Annotated in this window: 20 protein-coding genes and 3 tRNA genes; 10 read left to right on the forward strand and 13 right to left on the reverse strand. The window is 57.7% G+C overall.

What is annotated here, in order from left to right:
- Window positions 1-31 precede the first annotated feature (31 nt).
- Window positions 32-1,006 carry an HTH-type transcriptional regulator CysB gene (gene cysB / locus B7L15_RS02475; RefSeq protein WP_085917463.1) on the forward strand — a complete coding sequence of 325 codons (975 nt, stop codon included), beginning with the start codon at window positions 32-34 and terminating at the stop codon, window positions 1,004-1,006.
- A 13-nt stretch (window positions 1,007-1,019) separates the two neighbouring features.
- On the opposite strand, the gene B7L15_RS02480 is transcribed toward cysB, so the two are convergent.
- Both B7L15_RS02480 and pabB read right to left on the reverse strand, forming a co-directional pair.
- The gene (locus B7L15_RS02480) at window positions 1,020-1,640 is read right to left on the reverse strand and encodes a phosphoadenosine phosphosulfate reductase domain-containing protein (RefSeq protein WP_085917464.1); all 621 of its coding nucleotides are present in this window, start codon (window positions 1,638-1,640) and stop codon (window positions 1,020-1,022) included.
- 117 nt (window positions 1,641-1,757) lie between these two features.
- Window positions 1,758-3,113, reverse strand: a complete 1,356-nt coding sequence (gene pabB, locus B7L15_RS02485; protein ID WP_085917465.1) for an aminodeoxychorismate synthase component I — start codon at window positions 3,111-3,113, stop codon at window positions 1,758-1,760.
- Between the two features lie 274 nt (window positions 3,114-3,387).
- On the opposite strand from pabB, the gene B7L15_RS02490 reads away from it, so the two are divergent.
- From B7L15_RS02490 to B7L15_RS02515, 6 genes are read left to right on the forward strand one after another with little or no spacing between them, the layout of a single operon-like run.
- On the forward strand, window positions 3,388-4,128 hold the full coding sequence (locus B7L15_RS02490; RefSeq protein WP_085917526.1) for a GntR family transcriptional regulator: 741 nt from the start codon (window positions 3,388-3,390) through the stop codon (window positions 4,126-4,128).
- A 57-nt stretch (window positions 4,129-4,185) separates the two neighbouring features.
- Window positions 4,186-5,073, forward strand: a complete 888-nt coding sequence (gene prpB, locus B7L15_RS02495; protein WP_441316941.1) for a methylisocitrate lyase — start codon at window positions 4,186-4,188, stop codon at window positions 5,071-5,073.
- 56 nt (window positions 5,074-5,129) lie between these two features.
- Window positions 5,130-6,257 carry a bifunctional 2-methylcitrate synthase/citrate synthase gene (gene prpC, locus B7L15_RS02500; RefSeq protein WP_085917467.1) on the forward strand — a complete coding sequence of 376 codons (1,128 nt, stop codon included), beginning with the start codon at window positions 5,130-5,132 and terminating at the stop codon, window positions 6,255-6,257.
- A 12-nt stretch (window positions 6,258-6,269) separates the two neighbouring features.
- Entirely contained in the window at window positions 6,270-8,894 is a 2,625-nt protein-coding gene (gene acnD, locus B7L15_RS02505; RefSeq protein ID WP_085917468.1) for a Fe/S-dependent 2-methylisocitrate dehydratase AcnD, read from the forward strand.
- Between the two features lie 14 nt (window positions 8,895-8,908).
- Window positions 8,909-10,093: a 2-methylaconitate cis-trans isomerase PrpF gene (gene prpF, locus B7L15_RS02510; RefSeq protein ID WP_085917469.1), complete on the forward strand. Its 1,185-nt coding sequence runs from the start codon at window positions 8,909-8,911 to the stop codon at window positions 10,091-10,093.
- Between the two features lie 11 nt (window positions 10,094-10,104).
- The gene (locus B7L15_RS02515) at window positions 10,105-11,595 is read left to right on the forward strand and encodes a bifunctional 2-methylcitrate dehydratase/aconitate hydratase (RefSeq protein ID WP_085917470.1); all 1,491 of its coding nucleotides are present in this window, start codon (window positions 10,105-10,107) and stop codon (window positions 11,593-11,595) included.
- Window positions 11,596-11,649: 54 nt separating this feature from the next.
- Here B7L15_RS02515 and B7L15_RS02520 read toward each other — a convergent pair whose 3' ends face one another.
- Window positions 11,650-11,934, reverse strand: a complete 285-nt coding sequence (locus B7L15_RS02520) for a ComEA family DNA-binding protein (protein ID WP_085917471.1) — start codon at window positions 11,932-11,934, stop codon at window positions 11,650-11,652.
- 220 nt (window positions 11,935-12,154) lie between these two features.
- On the opposite strand from B7L15_RS02520, the gene pyrF reads away from it, so the two are divergent.
- On the forward strand, window positions 12,155-12,853 hold the full coding sequence (pyrF, locus tag B7L15_RS02525; RefSeq protein ID WP_085917472.1) for an orotidine-5'-phosphate decarboxylase: 699 nt from the start codon (window positions 12,155-12,157) through the stop codon (window positions 12,851-12,853).
- 12 nt (window positions 12,854-12,865) lie between these two features.
- On the opposite strand, the gene lapB is transcribed toward pyrF, so the two are convergent.
- From lapB to B7L15_RS02540, 3 genes are all read right to left on the reverse strand, one after another.
- Window positions 12,866-14,065, reverse strand: coding sequence for a lipopolysaccharide assembly protein LapB (gene lapB / locus B7L15_RS02530; RefSeq protein ID WP_085917473.1), 1,200 nt, complete (start codon window positions 14,063-14,065; stop codon window positions 12,866-12,868).
- Window positions 14,066-14,371, reverse strand: coding sequence for a lipopolysaccharide assembly protein LapA domain-containing protein (locus B7L15_RS02535; RefSeq protein WP_085917474.1), 306 nt, complete (start codon window positions 14,369-14,371; stop codon window positions 14,066-14,068).
- 126 nt (window positions 14,372-14,497) lie between these two features.
- Window positions 14,498-14,794 carry an integration host factor subunit beta gene (locus B7L15_RS02540; protein WP_085917475.1) on the reverse strand — a complete coding sequence of 99 codons (297 nt, stop codon included), beginning with the start codon at window positions 14,792-14,794 and terminating at the stop codon, window positions 14,498-14,500.
- Window positions 14,795-15,000: 206 nt separating this feature from the next.
- On the opposite strand from B7L15_RS02540, the gene B7L15_RS02545 reads away from it, so the two are divergent.
- Window positions 15,001-15,294: an FAD assembly factor SdhE gene (locus tag B7L15_RS02545; protein WP_085917476.1), complete on the forward strand. Its 294-nt coding sequence runs from the start codon at window positions 15,001-15,003 to the stop codon at window positions 15,292-15,294.
- On the forward strand, window positions 15,254-15,652 hold the full coding sequence (locus tag B7L15_RS02550; RefSeq protein ID WP_139839339.1) for a hypothetical protein: 399 nt from the start codon (window positions 15,254-15,256) through the stop codon (window positions 15,650-15,652). Before B7L15_RS02545 ends, B7L15_RS02550 begins: the two co-directional genes overlap by 41 nt.
- On the opposite strand, the gene nadB is transcribed toward B7L15_RS02550, so the two are convergent.
- The 7 genes from nadB to uvrY form a co-directional block, all read right to left on the reverse strand.
- On the reverse strand, window positions 15,649-17,253 hold the full coding sequence (nadB, locus tag B7L15_RS02555; RefSeq protein ID WP_085917478.1) for an L-aspartate oxidase: 1,605 nt from the start codon (window positions 17,251-17,253) through the stop codon (window positions 15,649-15,651). The two genes, B7L15_RS02550 and nadB, sit on opposite strands and share 4 nt — an antisense overlap.
- Window positions 17,254-17,451: 198 nt before the next feature.
- Window positions 17,452-17,538 (reverse strand) — tRNA-Leu (locus B7L15_RS02560).
- A 33-nt stretch (window positions 17,539-17,571) separates the two neighbouring features.
- A tRNA-Cys gene (locus B7L15_RS02565) sits at window positions 17,572-17,645 on the reverse strand.
- A gap of 12 nt (window positions 17,646-17,657) precedes the next feature.
- Window positions 17,658-17,732, reverse strand: a tRNA-Gly gene (locus tag B7L15_RS02570).
- 76 nt (window positions 17,733-17,808) lie between these two features.
- On the reverse strand, window positions 17,809-18,357 hold the full coding sequence (gene pgsA, locus B7L15_RS02575) for a CDP-diacylglycerol--glycerol-3-phosphate 3-phosphatidyltransferase (protein ID WP_085917479.1): 549 nt from the start codon (window positions 18,355-18,357) through the stop codon (window positions 17,809-17,811).
- A gap of 96 nt (window positions 18,358-18,453) precedes the next feature.
- Entirely contained in the window at window positions 18,454-20,268 is a 1,815-nt protein-coding gene (gene uvrC / locus B7L15_RS02580; RefSeq protein WP_085917480.1) for an excinuclease ABC subunit UvrC, read from the reverse strand.
- Window positions 20,269-20,315: 47 nt separating this feature from the next.
- On the reverse strand, window positions 20,316-20,966 hold the full coding sequence (uvrY, locus tag B7L15_RS02585) for a UvrY/SirA/GacA family response regulator transcription factor (protein ID WP_085917481.1): 651 nt from the start codon (window positions 20,964-20,966) through the stop codon (window positions 20,316-20,318).
- Window positions 20,967-20,970 lie beyond the last annotated feature (4 nt).

Genomic DNA, 20,970 nt, shown 5'->3' on the forward strand with positions numbered 1-20,970 from the left:
TCATCCGTGCATTGACCGGTTAGGTGACACTATGAAACTGCAGCAGCTTCGCTACATTTGGGAAGTGAATCGGCACAATTTGAATGTTTCGGCCACCGCGCAAAGTCTTTACACCTCGCAGCCTGGAATTTCCAAACAGATTCGCTTGTTGGAAGACGAACTGGGTGTCGAGATTTTTGCTCGTAGTGGCAAGCACCTGACCCGTGTGACGCCAGCAGGTCAGTCGATCATTGATCTGGCCGGGCAAGTGCTGCGGTTGACCGAGAACATCAAGCATGTGGCCCAGGAGCACAGCGACGAACGGCGCGGTAGTCTGGCGATTGCCACCACTCATACCCAGGCGCGCTATGCGCTGCCGCCCATTATCAGCGCTTTCACCCAGAAATACCCCGATGTGGCCCTGCATATGCAGCAGGGCACACCCAAGCAAATCGCCCAGATGGTCAGTGAGGGCCAGGCGGATTTCGCCATTGCCACCGAGTCGCTGGAACTGTTTACCGATCTTATTCTGCTGCCTTGCTATCGATGGAACCGCTGTGTTCTGGTACCCAAAGACCATCCGCTGGCCCATCTGGATGCGCCGCTGACACTGGAAGCGCTGGCGGAGCATCCGCTGGTCACCTATGTGTTTGGCTTCACCGGGCGTTCCCAGTTGGATGATGCGTTCAAAGCCAAAGGGCTGACACCTAACGTGGTACTCACGGCGGCAGATGCCGATGTGATCAAAACCTACGTGCGGCTTGGCATGGGCGTGGGCATTGTGGCCCATATGGCCGTCGACCCGGCCCTGGATGATGACCTGGTGGCGCTGGACGCACGGCATCTTTTTGCAAGCTCCACGACCAAGATTGGTATTCGTCGTGGCACCTTCATGCGCGGTTATATGTACGATTTTCTAACCCGTTTTGCGCCTCATCTTACCCGTGATCGGGTGGAAGAGGCGCTGACCGCGGGCCCGCGTCATGAGCAGTCGTTATTTGACGACCTGGACCTGCCGGAGTACTAACCCGCCGTGTGGGTTAGTGCTGTAAATGCAGTCCGCATTCGCGCTTTTCCTCGACCTTGGTGGGGTCAAAGTAGTCGAAGTTGTTGGGCAGATTGTGGGCTTGCAGATACTGGTACATATCCTTGGCTGTCCACTGGAGTAACGGCGCGACTTTCAACAGGCCGTCAGCATTGCGGCTGACCGGTTGCATCCTGGCACGTTCCGGCGTGTCTTCTGCCCGCAGGGCGGTGAGCCACACGTCCGGATGCATTTCCCTCAGGGCACGTTCAAAGGGTTCGATTTTGACTTCCTGGGTAAAGGCATCGTGGCGCGGGTCATCAATGCCTGGCATGGGGCCTTCCAGTGCCTCGCGATGCGCGCGGGTCCGCCTGGGCAGGAAGCTGACGATGTTGAGGTTAAGCTGCTTGATGACGTCATCAGTAAATTGGTAAGTCGCCTCGGTGTTGTAGCCACTGTCCATCCATACGATGGGAATATCGGGGCGTACCTGGGTCACCATGTGCAGAATGACCGCTTCGAACGGGCGGAAGTTGGTCGTGCAGATGGGCCGTGTGCCCTGAGCCAGTGCCCACTCAACTAACCCTTGAGGGTTGTTGGCAAATTCATTGTTGATCGCTTCAAGTTCTGAGGACATGCTTCCTCCTTATCGTCGGAAAGATCATGCCGATAGGCTACCAAAGAGCAGGCAGGTCGCCCCAATACCGTTTGGTTTGGCTTTTATATTCCTTTTTGATTTAAAGACCGTGCTTGCTTATTCCAGCGCTTTGATCAAGTGACGAATTTTGTCCAGTGTCTCAGTGTATTCCTCGTCGACGTTGGAGTCGGCTACCAGCCCGCCGCCTCCCCAAACGTGAAGCCTACCGGCGTCTGCCACCACCGTACGGATGGCAATCGAGGTGTCCATGCTTCCCCGTACGTCGACATACCCGAGGCTGCCGCAGTAAATACTTCGCTGGCAGGGCTCCAGCTCATCGATGATCTGCATGGCACGAATTTTGGGTGCGCCGGTAATCGAGCCGCCGGGAAACGCGGCGGCGAGTAGGGCGAGGGCGGCACGCGGGTCGGGGAGCTGTCCCTGGATCACGCTGACCAGGTGATGAACGTTGGGATAGCTTTCCAGATGACAGAGCTGAGGCACCCTGATCGTACCGGGAAGGCAGATACGGCCGAGGTCATTACGCAAAAGATCCACGATCATGACGTTTTCAGCGCGGTCTTTACGGCTGTTAAGCAACTGCTCGGCGAGTGCTTGATCTTCTTCAGGGGTCATGCCGCGGGGGCGCGTTCCCTTGATAGGGCGGGTTTCCACCTGGCCTTCATGGCTACGAATAAACCGTTCGGGAGAGAGCGAAAGCACTGCTTTGTCCTGCCACGCCATAAACCCTGAAAAAGGCGTGGGGGTGGCCCGGCGAAGTCGCAAATAGGCTTGCCACTCATCACCCTGATAAGACGCCGAAAAACGTTGGGCAAGGTTGATCTGGTAGCAGTCTCCGGCGCGAATGTAATCTTGCACGGCATGAAAGAGCTGATGGTAGTCAGCGCGGCTGAGCTCCGCCTGAAAAGAAGCGGTCAGGCAAAACGGCGCCGTCGCTGGCAACGAGCGGCCAAGCCAGTGCATGACCTGTTCGCGGCGCTCGTCGGTGGCGACCAGCCATGCTTGCTGGGTGTGGTGGTCAAACGTGATGCACCAGTCATAGAGCCCAATTCGGGCCTGGGGCAGGTCGGTGACACACGGCTGCTGGCTGGCAATCGACTGCTGCTCACGGCCCAGGTCATAACCCCAGTAACCGATCAAGCCGCCAGCAAAGGGGAGCTCGCCCATGTCTTGTGATGGCACAGGCAACTGATCAAGCAGCCACTGCTGGGGGGCAAAGGCATCCGGCCAGTCAAGGGGCGCAGTAAGTTGATCGGACGTGACCTTCGACTGACCGTTGGCATCGATCTCAAGCGTCGCCAGTGGGTCACTGCTCATGATGTCAAACCGGCCATTGGCCAACGGGCGCCCGCTATCTAGCAAGACCGCGCCTGAGCGTTGGCGAAGTGCCGCGAACGTCGTCAAGGGGTCAGGTAGGTAGGGCAGTGCCGTCAGTGTTAACGCTGATATCATGAAGCAAACGCCTGGCCAAGTGGGGCAGCATATTTTAGAGGGCGTTAAAGAAGGACACCAGTCGGTCTTCTCGACGGCTTTCTCACGTTAATCACATGGTGAAAGACATTGCCTCCGACGCTTTCCTGCTTCTCGCTAGATTGTTGACACCGCAAGACGTTATTGCCCTGGGTCGTACGACAAAAGGCCTACCTGATCGTACGGTAAGCAAGGTTGACGGCGGTTTTGCAGAGGACTAAAGTTGTCCCATCATTTAATTGTCGACAATTTACCCATGACCTTATCAGCTGTGACGACACACAAAGATTCATCGGATCATGAAGCAGCCTCTCCGGAAGTGCGCACGCTGGCCGAGCGGGTTTTCCAACAACTCCAGGACGCTATCGTTCGCGGTGAGTTGGCCCCAGGCAGCAAGATTACCGAGCCGGGGCTGTCGAAAACCTACGGTATTTCGCGGGGGCCGCTGCGTGAAGCGATGCGACGTCTGGAAGCACATCGTTTGATCGAGCGGGTTCCCCATGTCGGGGCTCGGGTCGTCAAACTCTCAATGAAGGAGCTGATTGAGTTGTTTGACGTACGCGAGGCCCTGGAAAGCATGGCCGCTCGGCTGGCCGCCGAGCACATGTCTGCAGACGAGATTCAGGGGCTACGGGACGTGCTGGCACTCCACGAGGGGCAGAGCGATCTTAAGCGTGGTGAGGCCTACTATCAGCGTGAAGGCGATCTCGATTTTCACTATCGGATCGTTCAGGGCAGCCACAACAAGATGTTGATGAACCTGCTCTGCGACGACCTTTATTACCTTGTCCGTCTTTATCGTACCCAGTTCAGCGCCAGCGGCGCGCGTCCCCAGCGGGCCTTTGTGGAGCACCATCGCATTGTCGATGCCATTGAAGCCGGTGATGCCGAACTCGCCGAGTTGTTGATGCGCCGTCACGTCAGCGCCTCCCGCGCCAATGTTGCCGACCGTTACGCCACTATTCTTGAACAACAATCATCGACACCCTCGGAATAAAACGCCGTCTACCCGTGTCGGAATACAAAGGAGTTCATGTCCATGTCTCAATCTCCCCTGTCAGGGCTTACCCCCGGTGCACGTTTTCGCTCAGCGCTAGAGGCGAATCGGCCGCTGCCGATTCTTGGCACGATCAACGCCTACACGGCAATGATGGCCGAGCGGGTCGGTCATCAGGCGATTTATCTGTCCGGCGGCGGCGTGGCTAATGCTTCCTTCGGTCTGCCGGATCTGGGTATGACCACCATGAACGACGTGGTGGAAGACGCTCACCGTATTTGTGGTGCGACGGATGTGCCGCTGCTGGTGGATATCGATACCGGCTGGGGCGGGGCGTTTAATATTGCGCGCACCGTCAAGGAAATGCAGCGTGCGGGCGTGGCGGCGGTACACCTGGAAGATCAGGTCGCCCAGAAGCGCTGTGGGCATCGCCCCAACAAGGCGATCGTCTCCCAGCAGGAAATGGTCGATCGCATCAAGGCCGCGGCGGATGCCAGGCTCGACCCTGACTTTTACCTCATCGCCCGCACTGACGCCTTTCAGAAAGAGGGGCTGGATGCCGCGATCGAGCGTGCCAATGCCTGTATCGAGGCAGGTGCTGACGCCATCTTCGCTGAAGCGGTGCATACGCTGGACGATTACCGGGCGTTTTGCGAACGGGTCAATGCGCCGATCCTTGCCAATATCACTGAGTTTGGCGCGACGCCGCTTTTCACTCAGCAGGAGTTGGGGGAGGTGGGCTGCCGAATGGTGCTGTATCCGCTTTCGGCTTTCCGCGCCATGAACGCCGCCGCGCTGCATGTCTATCAGAGCATTCTGGACAACGGCCATCAGAAAGACGTGCTGGACACCATGCAAACCCGCGATGAGCTATACGACTTTTTGAACTACCACGACTTCGAACAAAAGCTCGATGCGCTGTTCGCCGAGCAGAAAGATACCTAATCGCCGTTAACCCTTACAACGTTATAACCAATAAAATACGCTAGCAGGAGACCTACATGGCTGATAAACCGCAAAACAGTGCCGGACTGCGTGGCCAGAGCGCCGGTTCCACCGCGCTGTGTACCGTCGGTAAAACAGGCTCTGGATTAACCTACCGTGGCTTCGACATTAAAGAACTGGCTGAAAAGGCCAAGTTTGAAGAAGTCGCTTATCTGCTGCTAAAGGGCGAACTGCCCAATCAAGCTGAGCTGGACGATTACATTGACAAACTCAAAAGCCAGCGTGGCTTACCCAGCGCCTTGAAAAACGTGCTGGAAGAGATCCCCAAAGACGCTCATCCCATGGATGTGATGCGTACCGGGGCATCCATGCTGGGTAATCTGGAGACCGAGGAAAGCTTTGAAGAACAGGAAGACGTGGCCGACCGTCTGCTGGCCGTGCTGCCCTCGATCATTTGCTACTGGTATCGCTTCAGCCATGACGGCGTACGTATCAATACCGAAACCGACGATGCCTCGGTAGGTGGTCACTTCCTGCATATGCTACGCGGTGAACCGGCCTCCGAGCTGCATGCACGGGTAATGAACGTATCTCTCATCCTTTACGCAGAGCACGAATTCAATGCCTCCACATTCACCGCCCGAGTTTGCGCCTCAACGCTCTCCGACATGCACTCTTGTGTGACCGGGGCGATTGGGACGCTGCGTGGGCCGCTACACGGTGGCGCCAACGAAGCCGCGATGGCGATGATCGAAAACTGGACCTCGCCTGAAGAAGCTGAGCGGGAAATGCTCGGCATGCTGAAGCGCAAAGAAAAAATCATGGGCTTTGGGCACGCCATTTACCGCGAGTCAGATCCGCGTAATGCCATCATCAAGCACTGGTCGAAAAAGCTCGCCGACGATGTGGGCGATAGCGTGCTCTACCCCGTTTCTGAGCGTTGCGAAGCGGTCATGTGGCGGGAGAAGAAACTATTCTGCAACGCGGACTTCTTCCATGCCAGCGCTTACCACTTCATGGATATTCCCACCAAGCTGTTCACGCCGATTTTCGTGATGTCACGGCTTACCGGCTGGGCCGCCCACGTGTTTGAGCAGCGTGAAAACAACCGCATTATTCGCCCCAGCGCTGACTATACCGGCCCCGAGAAGAGCGAATGGGTACCCATTGAAGCCCGTGATTAAGTGAGAGTGACGATGAACACCAATTATCGCAAACCGCTGCCGGGTGTCACGGTCGACGGGACTGCCATTGATTACTTTGATACCTACCAGGCCGTGGAGGATATCCAGCCTGGCGCCTACGCAACGCTGCCGTTTACCTCACGAGTACTGGCCGAGCAGCTGGTGCGCCGCTGTGATCCAGAGCAGCTGACGGCTGCCCTCAAACAGCTGATCGAGCGCAAGCGCGACCTGGACTTTCCCTGGTATCCGGCGCGGGTCGTGTGTCACGACATTCTCGGCCAGACCGCGCTGGTCGACCTGGCGGGCCTGCGCGATGCCATTGCCGATAAAGGCGGCGACCCGGCGAAGGTCAACCCGGTGGTGCCGACGCAGCTGATCGTCGACCATTCGCTGGCTGTCGAGCACGCCGGTTTTGAAAAAGACGCCTTTGAAAAAAACCGCCAGGTAGAGGACCGCCGCAACGACGACCGTTTCCATTTCATCAACTGGACGAAAGTGGCCTTCGAGAACGTCGATGTGATCCCGCCTGGCAACGGCATCATGCACCAGATCAACCTGGAGAAGATGTCGCCAGTGGTCCAGGTCCAGCAAGGTGTGGCTTACCCTGATACCTGCGTGGGTACTGATAGTCATACACCGATGACCGATGCGCTGGGCGTGATTTCGGTGGGTGTCGGCGGCCTAGAAGCAGAGAGCGTGATGCTCGGCCGCGCCTCAATGATGCGCCTACCGGATATCGTCGGTGTCGAACTCACCGGTAAACTACAGCCGGGCGTGACCGGCACCGACATGGTGCTGGCGATTACAGAGTTTCTGCGCAGCGAGCGCGTGGTCGGCGCCTACCTGGAATTCTATGGTGAGGGCGCCGATGCGCTGACCGTCGGCGATCGTGCAACGATCTCCAACATGACGCCGGAATACGGTGCGACGGCTGCCATGTTTTACATCGACAGCCAGACCATCGACTACCTCAAGCTTACCGGGCGCGAGGACGAGCAGGTGGCGCTGGTCGAGGCTTACGCCAGGCATACCGGTCTCTGGGCCGACAGCTTGAAAAGCGCCGAATACGAGCGGGTGCTGCGTTTTGACTTATCCAGCGTGACGCGCACGCTGGCGGGGCCTTCCAACCCCCATGCACATTTGCCGACCTCAGAGCTTGCCAAGCGCGGTATTGCGGTTGATCTGGATAAAGCCCGCGCCGAAGAACAGGCGGGCAGAATGCCGGATGGCGCAGTGATCATCGCCGCGATTACCAGCTGCACCAATACGTCGAACCCGCGCAATATGGTGGCGGCGGGCCTGATTGCCCGAAATGCCAATAAGCTGGGTCTTACCCGCAAGCCCTGGGTCAAGTCATCGCTCGCTCCGGGGTCCAAAACCGTCAAGATGTACCTCGAAGAAGCCGACCTGATGGGCGAGCTGGAAGACCTTGGGTTTGGCGTGGTGGCGTATGCGTGTACCACCTGTAACGGCATGTCCGGCGCGCTGGATCCGAAGATTCAGCAGGAAATTATCGACCGGGATTTATACGCGACGGCGGTATTGTCCGGTAACCGTAATTTCGACGGACGGATACATCCCCATGCCCAACAGGCATTTCTGGCCTCGCCGCCGCTGGTGGTGGCTTACGCTATCGCGGGCACGATTCGCTTTGATATCGAAAAGGATATTCTGGGTCACGATGCTGAAGGCAACCCGGTCACGCTCAAGGATATCTGGCCCGACGACAGCGAGATTGACGCCATCGTGAAGTCGGCGGTAAAGCCTGAGCAGTTCCGCGATACGTACATCCCCATGTTCGACCTGGATAAAAGTGCCCGCACTCAGGTCAGCCCGCTGTATGAATGGCGCCCTCAGAGCACCTATATCCGTCGTCCGCCATACTGGGAAGGCAATATGGCCAAAGAGCGCGGATTGAAAGGGATGCGACCTCTGGCAATTCTGCCGGACAATATCACTACCGATCACCTGTCGCCCTCTAATGCGATTCAGTTGAACAGCGCAGCGGGTGAGTACCTGGACAAGATGGGCCTGCCGGAGGAGGACTTTAACTCCTACGCGACCCACCGGGGTGATCATTTGACTGCTCAGCGCGCCACCTTGGCAAACCCCAAGCTGTTCAATGAAATGGTACGTGACGAGCAGGGTAATGGGGTGCAAGGGTCGCTTGCCCGTATTGAGCCGGAGGGTAAGGTTACCCGGATGTGGGAAGCCATTGAGACCTACATGGCCCGCAAGCAGCCGCTGATCATTATTGCGGGCGCCGATTACGGCCAGGGGTCTTCCCGTGACTGGGCTGCCAAGGGCGTTGCGCTGGCTGGCGTCGAGGCGATTGTGGCCGAGGGGTTCGAGCGCATCCACCGCACCAATCTGATCGGCATGGGCGTTATGCCGCTGCAGTTTGAAGAAGGCACAACGCGCCACACGCTGGAGTTGGACGGCACCGAAATTTACGATGTGGAGGGCACCCCGCAGCCGGGCGCCACGCTCACGTTGTTGATTCATCGCCAGAGTGGCAGCTCCGAACGCGTACCGGTGATTTGCCGCCTGGATACCGCCGAGGAAGTGTCGATTTACACCGCTGGTGGCGTGCTGCAACGCTTTGCTCAGGACTTTCTCGAATCCACTGCCGCCTAGCTGGAGATGACGTAATGCCCTACGGCCCTCAACTCAAAATTCCCGCCACCTATATGCGTGGCGGGACCAGCAAGGGTGTGTTTTTTAAACTCGACGACTTGCCCGACGCCGCCCGGCAGCCTGGCGAGGCGCGCGACAAGCTGCTGTTACGGGTAATAGGTAGCCCAGATCCCTACGAGAAACAAATCGACGGCATGGGCGCCGCGACGTCCAGCACCAGTAAAACGGTAATTCTGTCGAAAAGTGAATCGCCCGAGCACGATGTGGATTATCTGTTTGGTCAGGTCGCAATCGACAAACCGTTTGTCGATTGGAGCGGGAACTGCGGCAATCTTTCGGCGGCGGTCGGCCCTTTTGCGATTACCCACGGTCTCGTTGATCCCGGACGCATTCCTGAAAACGGCGTGGTCGAGGTGCGTATCTGGCAGGTCAATATCCAGAAAACGATCGTGTCGCGGGTGCCGATGGCCAACGGAGAGGTACAGGAAACCGGCGATTTTGAGCTCGATGGCGTCACCTTTCCCGCTGCCGAGATTCCGGTGGCCTTTATGGATCCAGCCGACGGCGAAGGGGCTATTTTCCCCACCGGCAATCTTGTCGATGATCTGGAGGTACCAGGGGTAGGCACGCTCAAAGCCACCATGATCAACGCTGGTATTCCCACGGTGTTTATTAACGCCGCCGACATCGGGTATGCCGGTACTGAGCTTCAAGAGGCGATCAATGGCGATAGCCAAGCGCTTTCGATGTTTGAAACCATCCGAGCCCATGGTGCCGTCCGTATGGGGTTGATGAAACACGTGGATGAAGCGGCCAACCGGCAGCACACGCCTAAAGTGGCGTTTGTTGCACCACCTGCGGGGTATACGGCGTCGAGCGGCAAAATGATTGACGCCTGTGATGTCGACCTGCTGGTACGTGCGCTCTCCATGGGTAAACTCCACCATGCCATGATGGGCACCGCCGCTGTCGCGATCGCCTCGGCGGCCGCGATTAAAGGCACCCTGGTCAACGCGGCGGCGGGAGGCGTCGAACGTGATGCGGTCACCTTCGGCCACCCCTCGGGCAGTTTGCGGGTGGGGGCTCAGGCAAGCCTGGTGGACGGACGCTGGCAAATAGACAAAGCTGTCATGAGCCGCAGCGCACGCGTATTGATGGAAGGAACCGTGCGCGTTCCGAGTGATACGCTGAACCAGTAGGGGGATAAGACATGCATACCACCGCCGATGTGAATGATCGTCCGGACTATGACCCTGAGTTGCAAACGCTGGCCGACTACGTTCTCAACTTTCGTGCCCCCTCCGAGGAAGCGCTGACGACGGCGCGCTACTGTTTGATGGATACGCTGGGCTGTGGGTTGTTGGCGTTGCGTTTCCCTGCGTGTACCAAACACCTTGGCCCGTTGGTCGAGGGGACGACAGTGCCGCATGGCGCTCGCGTACCCGGCACATCGCTGCGACTGGATCCGGTCAAGGCGGCCTGGGACATCGGTGCGATGGTGCGCTGGCTCGATTACAACGATACATGGCTCGCCGCTGAGTGGGGACACCCCTCTGATAACCTGGGCGCGATTCTTGCCGTTGCCGACCATCTTTCCCAGAAGCGAGTGGCCGAAGGCGCTGCACCTTTGGTGATGGCGGACGTCCTGCACGCCATGGTCATGGCCCATGAGATCCAGGGGGGGCTGGCGCTGGAAAACAGTTTCAACCGGGTGGGGCTGGACCATGTGGTACTGGTTAAAGTGGCCTCCACCGCCGTTGTCGCGAAACTGATGGGCGCCGACCGTGAGCAGATGCTGTCGGCGCTTTCCCATGCCTGGGTCGACGGACAGAGCTTGCGCACCTACCGGCACGCCCCGAATGCAGGTTCCCGCAAAAGTTGGGCGGCAGGCGATGCCACCTCACGCGGCGTGCGCCTCGCGGATATCGCCATGCGCGGTGAAATGGGTATTCCCAGTGCCTTGAGCGCGCCTCAATGGGGGTTTTACGACATCGCCTTCAGTCATAGTAATAAAGACCTCCGTCTTAAGCCTGACGGCGAGCGTCGACTTCGCTTCCAGCGCACGTTGGGTTGCTACGTGATGGAAAATATTCTCTTCAAGGTGGCGTTTCCCGCTGAGTTCCACGCCCAGACGGCCTGTGAAGCGGCGGTGGCATTACATCCGCAGGTTAAAGATCGCTTATCGTCTATCGAGCGCGTTGTGATCACGACCCATGAGGCGGCTATCCGGATTATTTCCAAAACCGGCCAGCTCGCCAACCCCGCTGACCGCGATCACTGCCTGCAGTACATGGTGGCCGTCCCGCTGATACAGGGGACATTAACCGCGGATCACTATGAAGATGACTTCCATGCCACACACCCGCTGATTGATCAGCTACGCGAAAAGATGGAAGTGGAAGAGGACCCTGATTATTCAAGCGCTTATCTGGACCCCGAAAAGCGTTCGATTGCCAATGCCGTGCAGGTGTTTTTCGATGATGGCACAGCCACTGAAAAGGTCGCCGTGGAGTACCCGCTGGGTCATCGGCGGCGACGGGACGAGGGTATGCCGTTGTTACTTGACAAATTTCATCGCCACCTTGCTACGCGGTTCCCGGCACATCGGTGCGAGCAGATCATGCGGGTATGCGAGGATCATGCAGCGCTTGCATCCATGCCGGTTAACCGCTTTATGGCGCTATGGGAGATGACACCCTAAACGACGAACCGCCCGATTCACTAGCGTAATCGGGCGGCGTTTAGTGTTGTCATGTTAGTCTTCAACGCTGACCTGATCGCGCATACGGTCAACCGTTGCCGGTCCAATACCGCTGACGCGGGTAAGGTCATCGGCACTTTCGAAGTCGCCGTTTGCTTCACGCTCTTCAATGATAGCTTCGGCTCGGCTGGGGCCGATACCCGGTAGCTCATCGAGTAATTCGGGGTCGGCGCTGTTGACGTTGATCGGGGCAATGTCCTGGGCCACCCCGTTGCTTGCAACCCCAATGCCGATGCTGAAGAGTAATGCGGCGAATAATCCTTTCAGTGATAGCTTCATCCTAAGCCCCTTTAATAGTGGTTTCAGTCCTAATGGCGGTTATCAGTCCTATTGTGAGCGGGGAAGTCCCCGCTCTTTCACCTTAACTGGATTCCGGAGCGATGCTGTCGGAAATTAGCGATACGTTATGTAAGATTTTTGCTATACACGCATGGCAAAAGGCTTACATGGCGAGCGAAAGGGACTGATATAATGCGCCGAAACACTTGGGGAGCTTGGTATGGCTGTCACTGAATCACCGCTGATTATCGCACTTGATTACCCATCACTGGACGCGGCGCTATGCATGGCGGATCAGTTGGATCCGTCCTGGTGTCGGCTGAAGGTCGGTAAAGAGCTATTTACCCGCAGCGGCCCGGCCGTCCTTGAAGCGTTGCACGGGCGTGGCTTCGATGTGTTCCTGGACCTCAAGTTCCATGACATTCCCAACACGGTGGCCAGCGCCGTAGAGGCGGCAGCAGAGCAGGGGGTGTGGATGGTCAACCTTCACGCCAGCGGCGGTCGGGCAATGATGGAAGCCGCCGCAACGCGCCTGGCGCAACAGCGCCTCACCACGCACCTGATCGCTGTGACGGTGCTGACCAGCATGCAGGACCGTGATCTGGTGGATGTCGGTATACCGTCATCGGTTAGCGACCAGGTGACGCGGCTGGCTCAGCTCGCCCAACAGAGTGGCTTGCACGGTGTTGTGTGTTCGGCTCAGGAATCGACTCAACTTGCATCGCTATGTGGTGACGAGTTCTTGAAAGTGACGCCAGGCATTCGACCTGCCTTCGCTGCGGCTAATGACCAGCAGCGGATCATGACGCCCAGGGACGCGATGCAGGCAGGTAGCACGCACTTGGTCGTCGGGCGGCCGGTTACCCAGGCAGAGCGTCCCATGGAGGCGTTGAAGGCTATCCAGCAAGAGCTGGAATAGGGAACGAAACCGTTATTCGCCTTCAACCCCGATAATCGGTTTGATAGTGCCCCAGTAACGGCAAGTGGGGCACTGCCATTGCAAGGCATCGCTGGTAAAGCCGCAGCGTTGGCAACGGTGGCGAGGGCGACCCTTCAGCAATGCTTCGGTATGATGCTTAAGCAGCACGAGCCGTGTGTCCGGTGCGTCTCTACCCTGAAGGCGCTGGCTCTCGATATACAGATCAACCAGGTAGTTGAGTCCCCGCAAGCTGGGGGCCTGGCCGAGAAGTTCGCCGGTGACGCCAATCGCGGCATCGACCCCATCCCGGTGATGGATAAGCTCACCCAGTTCGATGATTAAGCTGGTGTAGGGCACGATGGTAATCAGCTGGCGTAGATGGGCTTCAAGCCCGCCTTCATCGTTGTTGCGCAGATAGGCGCGCTTTAATGCGGGCAGCATGGTCGGAAGATGGGCGCTGTCTTGGTCAAGAATGCGCGTCAAGTAGCCGGTTGCCTGCGGATAATGACCATTTTCCATTTCAAGTCCGGCAAGCAACAGGTTGGCGCGGACGCAATGGGAGTCAAGCTGCAGGGCTTTTTTCAAATGGCGTTTGGCAAGTGCGCGGCTGGCATTGGCGGTCTCGAGTTCGGCCAGTTCGCATTGCCAGTGGGCCGCTGCTCGGCGGATATTGGGATGCTGCTTAACCAGCGGGGCGGCGGTATCCAAGGCGCCTTGCCAGTCTTTTTCGCGCTCTAGCAGATCGATCAACAGTCGCTTGGCAGGGTAGCGCAGCTCGCTGTCGTGGTCTTGGTCGAGTAGCGTTCTAAGCAGCCGCTGTGCCCGGTCATGGACACCCAGCGCTACAAAGTCACGCGCGAGTTCCAGTTGAACCTTCGCATTAGTGGCATCGGAGAGTGCCGGACGTGCCAGAAGATTTTGGTGAATGCTTACGGCTTTGTCGGCTTCGCCCCGCGAACGAAATAGTCGCCCCAGTGTGATGTGCGTCTCAACCGTATCGCTATTGACATCCAGTGCGTTGATAAAGGTATTGATGGCTTCGTCGGGCTGCTCGTTGAGCAGATAGTTGAGCCCGACAAAGTAATCCCGGGATAGACTACCGTGAGTAGATCCCGAGCGTTCGTTTGACCGCCGGGATGCCTTGCGAAAGCCGAGCCCGTAGCCAATCGCAATAGCGACGAATATAACGCCCAGCAGTGCGAAGTCCAGCATCTAAGCCAGTTCCTTAAACTCCTGCGTACGTAGCTGGTCAAGTTCCTTGCTTTGTTGTTTGTTCTGGCGTTCGCTACGAGCCAGTCTGGCTTTTAGACGTACATACACGCCGATCATGGCCAACATGCCAATAAGTACGCCGAACGTTAACGTTGCCAATAGCCAGACGGATAACGAGACGGCGGGTAGCTCCAGCCAAATCAGGTTCAACGCAATGGCTTGCTGGTTATTGACCGCAAACAAGATACCCACCAGTAGCACTACCAGCAAAATGATGGCCAGAATCAGCCCTTTTATCCAACGCATGAGAAGTTCCTAATCAGTAGCTTTCACGGTAGTGACATTGTGTACGAGTCGCCGCCCGACGTCATCCCAAAGAAGGCATGAATCCGCTTATTAATGCCTGGCCAAGGACAATAACGCCCTGCTATATCAATACCCCAATGCACGGCTCGCATCGACCTGTTCGCGTAATTCCTTGCCCGGCTTGAAATGGGGAACGTGCTTCCCGTCAAGCTCGACGGGTTCGCCGGTTTTCGGGTTACGCCCGGTTCTTGGCTCGCGGTAGTGAAGTGAAAAACTCCCAAAACCACGAATTTCCACCCGCCCGCCACTGGCCAGTGCGTCGGTCATGTCGTCGAGAATAATCCGGACGGCGGTCTCGACTTCTTTGGCAGACAGCTCGGGCTGGTGCATGGCAATTTGTTCGATTAATTCAGATTTGGTCATCGGTTGGCTCCCTGCGGACGTTTAAGGTCGATCAATACGGCCTTTCTGTCACCTCATTCAGCATACTGCGCAATCGAAGATAAAACAATTTAGATAAAACAAGGTACTACAATCGATATTAGCATAGGCCAAGCGAGGCCCTGGCGCGACCCTGTGGCTTAGGTATACTGATCCCTCATTCCATTTTTTCCCAAGAGAGGCCAACGTTGAGCGACGACACATCCCCAGCCGCTATCGCCCGCAAGCGGCTTTATTGGCACTCACGTCGAGGTATGTGGGAGCTGGATTTACTGTTAATTCCCTTTTTGGAACAGCGTTACGACCAGTTGGAGGAGGGTGACCAGCTTGCTTTTCAACAACTGATTGAGGAAGAAGATCAAGATTTGTTTGTCTGGCTGATGCGCCGGGAATGGCCGGGCGACCCCGTCCTGCGCCGTGTTGTGAAGATGATCGTCGAGCATGCCGAAAGCACCGATAATTCTGCCTATCGCACGCTCTAGGCTATGGGGTGGGCTACACAGCGGCCTGCTGCTGGGGCTTGCTTTGATGTGCCTGGCCACTATGGGGTGGCTAACGGCCGCTATGGTGATAGGGGTGGGCGGGGGTTGCTTGTGGCGCAGCGTTCGCTGCCTGCCTCGCGGTACCCTTTATCTTCTGCCTCGGGCGGAAGGCCCTCTTGGCCGTTGGTTGCTGCCGCAAGGCGAGCTTGATGCGTCATTGGTCGTCAGCTGTGACTACCTGACGCCATGGCTGGTAGGCCTGAAAGTGGGCCAGCAGCGCGTCTGGCTGTGGCCTGATAGCGTTCCCCGGGAAGCGCACCGGGCGGTGCGCCGTTTGTTTCACTCTCCCGGTCGCTAAACGTTCCGTCCGACAGGTGTCTGGCCCTTGGGTAGATCCTTGAGCGTGAGCCGGGACGGCTGGCTGTGTTCAGCGTGCCCAGGCCAATCCATGGTGTAGTGCAAGCCTCTTGATTCATGCCGCTGCTGCGCCGCGGTGACCGTTAATCGTGCAAGGTTGATCAACTGCCGCAAACGCTGTGCCTCCACCGTCATCTGGCCATTACTCAGCTCGCCAAGTGCGGCGGCTATCTCAGTGAGGGCCTTGCTGGCAGAAGCGAGGCCAGCAGTGCTTCTCACAATGGCGACATGCTGGCTCATGGTGGCACGTAGCTGTTTGCGCAACGCTGCGATCTGGGTATCGATAAACGCATCGGCGCCGGGGAGCGACGGCAAGTTGACGTCGTATTGCCTTGTGACGGAGGCGGTCGCTTGAATGGCATGGGCGCAACTCCGGGCAAACACCAGGCACTCCAGCAGTGAGTTGCTGGCCATGCGGTTGGCCCCGTGCAGCCCCGTGCAGGCTGTTTCGCCGATGGCGAATAGTCCCGGCACGCCAGTGGCGCCGGTAAGGTCAGTGGCGACACCTCCGCAGCTGTAGTGCGCCGCGGGAACCACGGGAATAGGCTGTTGGGTGATGTCGATACCGCGCGATGCGCAGTGCGCTTGAATCGTCGGGAAGTGATGCTGTATAGCCTCTACACCTAAGTGGCGTATGTCCAGCCATACATGGGGTAGCGCCTGAGTCTGTATCTCGGCGTCGATGGCGCGCGCGACAACATCACGGGGGGCAAGCTCGGCTCTGGCGTCCAGTGCGGGCATAAAGCGCTTACCTGCTGCATTGAGCAGGTGACCGCCCTCGCCACGTACGGCTTCGCTAATCAGAAAGGCCGGGCCGTCCGGGTCGTACAGGCAAGTGGGATGAAACTGTTGAAACTCCAGGTTCATCAGGGTGGCACCGAGTTCTGCCGCCATGATCATGCCTTCGCCGCTGCTGGGGGCGGGGGTCGTGGTGTGCTGGTAGAGGCCGCTGGCCCCCCCGGTGGCGAGTACCGTGTGTTGTGCTGTCAGCGTATGCCACTGGTGTTGCTCGTCGAGTGCGTAAGCGCCTAGACATATCCCTTGATCATCTTGTATCAACCCCACCACGCTAAGGTGGTGGTACTGCTGGATATTGGGATGTGCCGTGACGCGCTGTAACAGGGTGTCGACCACGGCGCGCCCGGTAGCATCGTCAGCGTGAATGATACGCCGTGCGTTATGCCCGCCTTCACGCGTCAAGTGAAAGGGATAACGTGCCTCGGCAGAGTGGTCGGGTGTAAAGGGCACACCGCTATCAATCAGCCACGCAATGGCTTTCGGACCGTGCTCGACCGTGAAGCGCACCGCTTGCTCATCGCACAGGCCGTCACCGGCAATCAGTGTGTCGTTGACGTGGGCATCGACATGATCGTCGGGCGAAAGCACAGCGGCAATGCCGCCCTGTGCCCAGCGGCTGGCCCCCTTGTCGTCCTGAGCCGGTCGTATCAGCGCCACCCGGTGCGTTTCAGCAGCGGTCAAGGCAAGGGTTAAGCCGGCAACGCCGCCACCGATGATCAATATCTCTGAGGTGGGCGTCGTCATGGGGGCTCCTTAGCGGGCTTGTCCTGGGCTTTGAGTCAGCGGATCAGCGACGGCTGATAGCGTTTGGGGTAACGGCAGGCATCATAGCGCGGTGTCAGGCAGATGGCGATAACGCAGGCACTGGATTATTCGGCGCGGTTAACAGCAGCTAAATCAAAAAAGCCAGATTAGGCGATAACATCGGGGGGATTTCAGGAATGGTGCCCGGAGCCGGACTTGAACCGGCACGGGGTTGCCCCCGAGAGATTTTAAGTCTCTTGCGTCTACCAATTTCGCCATCCGGGCAGCGCAGCGATGGGAATCGGTGCACCGGAAAGATGGAGGCTGGAGTCGGAATCGAACCGGCGTACACGGAGTTGCAGTCCGCTGCATAACCACTCTGCCATCCAGCCTCGGTGAGTCGTTGGAGCGGGAAAGGAGATTCGAACTCCCGACCCTCGCCTTGGCAAGGCGATGCTCTACCGCTGAGCTATTCCCGCTCGACTCGAGGGCGAATTATACGCAACGCGTTTAGGTTGTCAATCAAACATTTCCGCTATCAGGTTGCGCGAATATCTACATTGAGCGACTGAGATGAGGCCAGGCGGATTTTAAGTACTGGATCATCGACCACAGCGTTAACATGGCCGCGGCGTAAAGAATGACCACGCCGATTTGCGCCAGCGGATGCGCAGGAGGGAAGGCAAGCAGCACCAGTATGGCGACCATCTGCAGTGTGGTTTTAAGCTTGCCGACCCAGGATACGGCGACCATGCCACGCTTGCCCATTTCCGCCATCCATTCGCGTAGTGCTGAAATGACAATTTCGCGCCCGATGATCACCAGGGCAGGGAGCGTAAGTAGCGCCGTATCAAAGCGCTCGATCAGCAGTGCCAGGGCGACGGCGACCATCAGCTTATCGGCGACAGGGTCAAGAAATGCCCCGAAAGGCGTGGACTGATCCCAGCGACGCGCCAGGTAGCCGTCAAGCCAGTCGGTGACGGACGCCAGGGCGAACATCCCGGCGGCGATGGGCATGCTCCAACTGAAAGGCAGGTAAAACAGCACCACCAGCAGGGGAATAAACGCGATTCTTGCGAGCGTGAGTATGTTGGGTATATTCATCGCGGAGTGCGATCCTTGCCGTGGAGTCATGGAAACAAAGGTGTATGGCGCTATTCTATCTGCCTTGGCCTATGGCATCCATGTCCACGATGGGTTTTATCCGTGGAGTGCGAGATAAATGCTCTCGGCCAGGGCTTCGCTGATACCTGGAACGCGGGCGAGTTCGGCGCGACTGGCTTTTTGCACACCTTGCAAACCACCAAAAAAACGCAGCAGTTCTCGTCGCCGTTTGGGGCCGACCTTGGGGATGTCCTGAAGTGTCGACGTGCGTCTTGCCTTGTCGCGTTGGGCACGGTGGCCTGCAATGGCAAAGCGGTGTGATTCGTCGCGAATATGTTGGATAAGGTGCAGCGCTGGAGAAGCGGGGTCGAGGGGTAATGGATGGTCTGGCGTGTCGAGAAACACGCTTTCAAGGCCGGCTTTTCGCGTGGTGCCTTTCGCTACGCCCAGCAAGGTGATCGAGCTGATGTCCAGCGTGCTCAACACCTCGCGGGCCATGTTCAACTGTCCCTTGCCACCGTCGACAATTAAAATATCCGGCGCTATGGCTTCGCCGTTTTTAATCCGTTTGAGCCGCCGTGTTAGCGCCTGCTGCATGGCCGCATAGTCATCACCCGCCGCCACGCCCTCAATGCGGAAATGGCGATAATCGCCCTTGCGAGGCCCTTGCTGATCAAACACCACGCACGAAGCCACGGTGGCTTCACCATGACTGTGGCTGATATCGAAGCATTCCAATCGCTGGGGAGTTTCCTCAAGCCCAAGTGCTTGTTGCAGGGCGCTGAAACGCTCGCTCAGTTGGCTCTGGTTAGCGAGCTGGGAGGCCAGTTGCTGCTCGGCGTTGGTCATGGCCAGGTGCTGCCATTGGGCACGGTGGCCGCGTACCTGACTGGTAACCCGGATGCGCTTTCCGGCGTGCTGGGAGAGTGCATCAGACAATAACTGGGCATCTTCAAGCGGATGGCTGGTGATCACCTCGCTGGGAATATTATGCGGCTGTCCCAGGTAGTACTGGCTGACCACCTCGGTCAACAGCAGCTCCGGTGACAGGTCGAGATCGTTTTTGGGCATGTGATGGCGGGCGCCAAGCAAACGGCCATCGCGCACGCTCAGCACCGAGATACCCAGTGCCCCCGGGCGCTGGGCCAGGGCGAAAATATCGGCATTGCCGCTTTCGGTATCGACAAACTGGCGCTGCTGGAGCTGACGCAATTGCTGTATCTGGTCACGAAAGCGTGCGGCTTCTTCAAAATCCAGTGCCTGGCTTGCCGCCTCCATTGAGGCGGTCAACTCCTGGGTGACATGTTCGCTTTTGCCTTCCAGGCACATCACCGCGTGTTCAACGTCGCGCTGGTAATCTTCGGCCGAAATGTAGTCCACGCAGGGGGCGCTGCAGCGCTGGATCTGATACTGCAGGCATGGACGTGACCGGTGTGCGAAGACACTGTCTTCGCAGTTACGAATGCGGAAGATCTTTTGCATCAGGGCAAGGCTTTCCCGGACGGCGCCGCTGCTGGGGTAAGGCCCGAGATAGCGTCCATCACCACGCCGTTGGCGCGCCCGCTTGTATTCAAGCGCAGGGTAGGGATGGCGGTCACTGACGAACACGAAAGGATATGACTTATCATCGCGCAGCAGGATGTTGTAGGGAGGCCGCAGTTCCTTGATCAGCGTCTGTTCGAGCAGCAGGGCTTCTGTTTCGCTACGTGTGACGGTGACCTGGACATCCGCAATGCGCCCCACCATGGCTTGGGTTTTAGCGTTGAGTTGGCCACGGAAGTAGCTTGCCAAGCGAGCTTTCAGTCGCTTCGCCTTGCCGACATAAAGGGTGTTGCCCTCTGTATCGAGCATGCGGTAAACGCCGGGAGACGTGCTTACCGTGCTTAAAAACTGTTTTGCATCAAAGGTCATAGTCAAGCGTTGCTGTCTTTATCGCCGCCCGCTGGTCAACGAGGAGATCAACTTTCTGCCTGATCAAACCCCTCGACCAAATTGTGGCGTAGCGCAAGGTGGGTCAGTTCCACGTCGGTGGCCACCTGAAGCTTTTCAAACAGTCGATAGCGGTAGGTGTTGACTGTCTTGGGGCTCAGGTGCAGGCGGTCAGAAATATCCTGAACCCGCTGGCAGTTAACAATCATCAGCGCTATTTGCAGTTCGCGGTGCGACAGGTGGGCGAATGGGCTGTCTTCAGTATGGAAGTGTAACATGGCCAGGCGCTGGGCAATCTCTTGGCTGATATAACGTCGCCCATGAAAAACGTCACGAATGGCGTTCACCATTTCAGTGGCGTTGGTGCCCTTGCTCAAGAACCCGGCGGCCCCTGCTTCGAGCATGCGTCGGGCGACGTTATCCTCTAAGTAGCCGGTAAGAATCAATACCTTGATGTCTGCCATGCCACGATGGATGCGGCGAGTGGCTTCCAGCCCACCTATGCCCGGCATGCGGATGTCCATCAGTACAATGTCGGGTCTCAACTGACGGCATTTGGAAACGGCGCTTTCACCGTCATCGGCCTCACCGACGATACGAATATCGGTTTCGTCGTTCAGTAGGTGGGCGATACTTGTTCTCACCAGATGGTGATCATCGGCAATTAAAACGTTGATCAAAGGA

The sequence above is a fragment of the Halomonas sp. CSM-2 genome, from assembly GCF_002119345.1.
GTDB lineage: Bacteria > Pseudomonadota > Gammaproteobacteria > Pseudomonadales > Halomonadaceae > Vreelandella > Vreelandella janggokensis.